The organism is uncultured Subdoligranulum sp. (assembly GCF_937890665.1).
On sequence record NZ_CALADU010000189.1, the window covers coordinates 1 to 4,371 of the forward strand.

Here is a 4,371-nt window from a genome sequence, read left to right on the forward strand (position 1 = left end):
GGTTCGGAGATCCCCGCGGCACTCTCTTCTTCGAGTTGGCCCGACTGGCTGAAGCCCGGAAACCTCGCTATCTGCTGTTTGAAAATGTTCCTTATGCGTTGAAGTGCATAAGGTACGTTATGAGTTGTAAGCAATTATGAAAAGACCTCCTTCCAAAATGTTGAGACTTCTTAGAAAATTAGAAAAACACTGTGCATAATTTTCCTTTATACTGTAAGCATCACAATATAAAGGAGGCAAACTATGCACAGCAGAAAGACAGTTCCAATCATCGACTTGATGGATGCGGCAAATATGGAGTTGATCCGTCTGGACTTCAAATCGTCAACCCTCAGTCGGCATGGCAAGGAGTTCCGAAACTTCTCCACGTATTGCAGAGAAAACGAGATCGCCACTTATGACACAGAAACGGGACCACAATACTTCCAACACCGTTATGGTTTGGATATCGGTGACCCCACCGCAAAACTGACCAAGCAGCAACTGGATACACGCTGTTCCATTCGCTTTTTAGATGACATTTTTCAATTCGGGTATGCACTGCGATACAGCCATCATGACTACACCATGCCACAGCAATATGTCGGTTTACTGGACGAATACCTTGCATGGTGCCACAGAAATAATAGTTCTGCTGGGACTATCCGTGTCAAGCGGACAAAGATGCGGCAATTTTTCTGTTTTCTGGATGGGCGCGGAATAGAACTTTCAGACTTGACCGCTGCGGAAATTTCAGACTTCATGACCACCCTGTGCCGCTACCATCGTGCAACCATCCATGTATTCAGCAGCGTTTTACGTGATTTTTTCCGCTATCTCCACGAAAACGGGATATCGGGCGATGACTTATCTCCGAGTGTTCCAAGGCCAAAAATCTACATTGAAGAAACTATCCCTGAAACATGGACCCCAGAAGAAGTGCAGCAGCTATTATCCGTTATTGACCGCAGCAATGCGATTGGAAAAAGGGATTATGCGATGCTTCTTCTGGCAATTCTGCTTGGCATGAGGGCAGGAGACATCTGCGCATTGAAATTCAAAAATCTGGACTGGCATCAAAAACTGATCACCTATACACAGCAAAAAACGCAAAAGGTCAACACACTGCCCCTGCTCCCTGTAATTGGTGATGCCATCATTGACTATCTGAAAAATGGGCGACTGGATTCCGAATGCGATAATGTGTTTATCCGCCATATTCATCCTTACGGAGAATTCCAGTCCAGCGCAGCGATTTCTGGAAACCTCAAGCGGTATATAAAATATGCAGGTATGACAGTAAAGAAGCGCAAAGCAGCTCACTCGCTGCGCCATACTCTGGCAAGCAGCCTTCTGCAGGATGGCACACCACTTATGACGATCTCCAATATTCTTGGACATAACAGTCCAAAAACGACCTCAGTATATACCAAAGTAGACCTTCCAGCCCTTCGTAAGTGTGCATTGTCTTATGGGAAACGGAGGAAATTGGTATGACTTCAAAAATGCTGTTGGAGCAGTATATGGCAGAACGCCATGCTCTTGGATTTAGCTTGAAAACGGATGAAGGCTGTATCAAGCGCTTCCTCCGGAATTTCGCTGAGCCTGATGACGGGGTACTCTCATTTACAAAAGAATATGTTCTAAAGCATATCGGAAACAGATTGAACGTGCAAACCAATACCATCCTCAGAGATGTTAGCGCAATTAACGGATTCCTCGATTTTGCGATCCGCAAAGGATATACAGCATACAAAATCCCTTCAAAATCTCTTCCAAAAGAGAATCGTAATTTTAGAGCCTATATTTTTACGGACGATGAAATTGAGCGAATGCTGATTGTCGCAGATTATGTACCATTTACGGAGCAGAACCCTGCTCGAAAGTACCAGCTTCCTGTTATGTTCCGGATATTATTCAATTGTGGATTGCGAACCTCCGAACTACTGAATCTGCGTATGTGCGATGTGGATCTCAAAGAAAATGTGTTTACCATATTAGACACGAAATTTCACAAAAACCGTTTGGTGCCATTCTCCGATTCGGTTTCGGTGGCCCTGACTCAATATCTGGAAAGGTTCCCGTCAGAATCTCCCGATTCACTAATTTTTCCCAGCTCAAGTCCTCGTGGCAATGGCGGAAGATACGGAAACAGTTGGTTGCAAACTCAATTCCGTCAGCTTCTCAGAATGGCAGGGATTCCTTATAATGGACCAGGAAAAGGTCCACGGCTCCATGATATCCGGCATACCTTCGCAGTACACTGCCTGAACAACTGGGTGCTTTCAGGTGAGGATCTTACCGCTGCTTTGCCTGTACTCTCACGCTATCTTGGACACAACGGGCTGACTGGCACACAAAAATATCTCCAATTGACGGCACAAATGTACCCGGATATTGTTGCCAAACTGGAAACACAATTTGGGGGGCTCATTCCTCAGATGGAGGTGTCCGATGAAAACATCTGACTTCTCCAGATTTTTGACGCAGTACCTCACACACTACCTGCCTGTCCAGAGAAACCTGAGCAGTAATACCATCCGTTCTTACCGGGATACGTTCAAGCTCCTTCTGCTTTTTTGTAGAGACGAGAAAGGCTTCAATATTGCAAAACTGAATCTGGCTAAGCTGGACAAAAAGTGTATAGAGGACTTTCTTCTGTGGCTGACAAATACCAGAGGTTCCTCTCCATCCACCTACAACCAGCGCCTTTGTGCTATCCACGCTTTTTTTGATTATGTTATGACTGAAGAACCGGCATATATGGAGCAATGCATTTTGATTTCCAATATTCCGAGCATGGTATCTCCTGCTCCGCCGGCACAGTATTTAACGCCAGAAAAATTGAAGCATCTGTTATCCATGCCAGACACCTCTACCGCTAAAGGACGGAGGCATCTCGTTCTGCTAACTGTTTTGTATGACACTGCAGCCCGTGTTAGTGAACTTGTGGATATTTGTTTGCGGGATGTGCGATTGGATTTTCCAGCAGTAATTACTCTGCACGGAAAAGGTGGGAAGATTCGTACTGTGCCCCTTATGAAACAGACTGCCGAATTGCTGCGCAGTTACTTTGCTGAAAACCATATTGATGTGCGTCGCAATCCAGATATGCCACTGTTTTGGAATGGAAGCAGGCGCAAACTGACCCGCTCAGGCATTACGTACATTGTCCAGAAGTATGCAGATATGGCACGGAAAACCGATACCGCAATGCCCACCAAAATCTCTCCTCACGTTTTCCGCCACACAAAAGCCATGCACATGGTACAGGCAAATGTTAATCCTGTTTTTATTAAAGATTATTTGGGGCATGCGGATATCTCTACCACTGAGGTCTACGCCAGAGCAGACAACGAGGCTAAGCGGGCTGCTTTGGAGAAAGCAACAGTCCATCTTGATCTTCCGAAGGCATCTCATTGGGAACAGGATACGGAGTTGATTGAGTGGCTGTCCTCACTTGGCTAAAAACCAAAATATTATGCGTAGTGAAACAGGACGATTTATCCTGTTTCACTGCTTTTTAGGGAGGTGCTATACATAATTGATTTCTGTTCATAACGTACCCGGCTTGCTTTCTCATGACGGCGGACGGACGTTTGCGACGATCCTCCATACGCTGGACCGACTGGGGTATGGCGTGGAATGGCAGGTGCTCAACAGCAAAGATTTCGGCGTCCCCCAGTCCCGCCGCAGGGTGTATCTTGTCGGATATCTTGATGACCGATGTAGAGGAAAAATACTTCCTTTCACCGACACAACAGGAAATGCTCTTGCACAAATCCGACGAGGGCCCCAGGACGAGCGAATCTATTCCCCCGATGGAGTGAGCTGTACTCTGGCTGCACAAGCGGGAGGATTTGGAGGACGCACCGGTTTGTATGCTGTCGGATTGCCCATCAAAGAAGCGACCCGAAAAGGCTACAAGATGGCCTATGAAGGGGACAGCATCGATATCAGCTACTACAGCACCAACACCCGCCGCGGCCGGGTAGGGCACAAAATTGCCCACACCCTCACCACGGGATCAACGCAGGGAACTCTCTGCTTCATCGACATGAACCGTGATCCCAAAACTACCGAGATCGCCCGCTGCCTGACCGCAAAGCAGAATGGCGGGATTCGCAAACATAAGAGAGAGGCTTCCGGAGTGCTGCACAATGGCCGAATCCGCCGCCTGACCCCACGGGAGTGCCTGCGCTTGCAGGGCTGGACGGATGAACGCATCGACAAGGTGTTGGCCATTCAGAGTGATAACCAGGTCTATAAACAGGCTGGAAACGGCGTGACGGTCAACGTGGTGGAAGCTATCGGGCGGCGGCTGGCAGCTCTGGATGCAGAACTTTACGGAGGTGAGGTGCCTGGCCCTTGATTTCAAAGATCAAAATTACG

The 4,371-nt window shown here is 47.4% G+C and carries 5 protein-coding genes; all 5 read left to right on the top strand.

Going from position 1 to position 4,371, the window contains the following annotated elements; translation table 11 throughout:
- A partial coding sequence (locus Q0526_RS10840; protein ID WP_298733440.1) for a DNA cytosine methyltransferase occupies window positions 1–140 on the top strand: 140 nt, incomplete at its 5' end.
- 103 nt (window positions 141–243) lie between these two features.
- Complete coding sequence (locus Q0526_RS10845) at window positions 244–1,476, top strand: site-specific integrase (protein ID WP_298733434.1); 1,233 nt, start codon at window positions 244–246, stop codon at window positions 1,474–1,476.
- Window positions 1,473–2,447 carry a tyrosine-type recombinase/integrase gene (locus Q0526_RS10850; RefSeq protein ID WP_298733436.1) on the top strand — a complete coding sequence of 325 codons (975 nt, stop codon included), beginning with the start codon at window positions 1,473–1,475 and terminating at the stop codon, window positions 2,445–2,447. Before Q0526_RS10845 ends, Q0526_RS10850 begins: the two co-directional genes overlap by 4 nt.
- On the top strand, window positions 2,434–3,447 hold the full coding sequence (locus Q0526_RS10855) for a site-specific integrase (protein WP_298733438.1): 1,014 nt from the start codon (window positions 2,434–2,436) through the stop codon (window positions 3,445–3,447). The genes Q0526_RS10850 and Q0526_RS10855 overlap by 14 nt, the downstream gene beginning before the upstream one ends.
- Window positions 3,448–3,523: 76 nt before the next feature.
- Window positions 3,524–4,351 carry a DNA (cytosine-5-)-methyltransferase gene (gene dcm, locus Q0526_RS10860; protein ID WP_366522085.1) on the top strand — a complete coding sequence of 276 codons (828 nt, stop codon included), beginning with the start codon at window positions 3,524–3,526 and terminating at the stop codon, window positions 4,349–4,351.
- Window positions 4,352–4,371 lie beyond the last annotated feature (20 nt).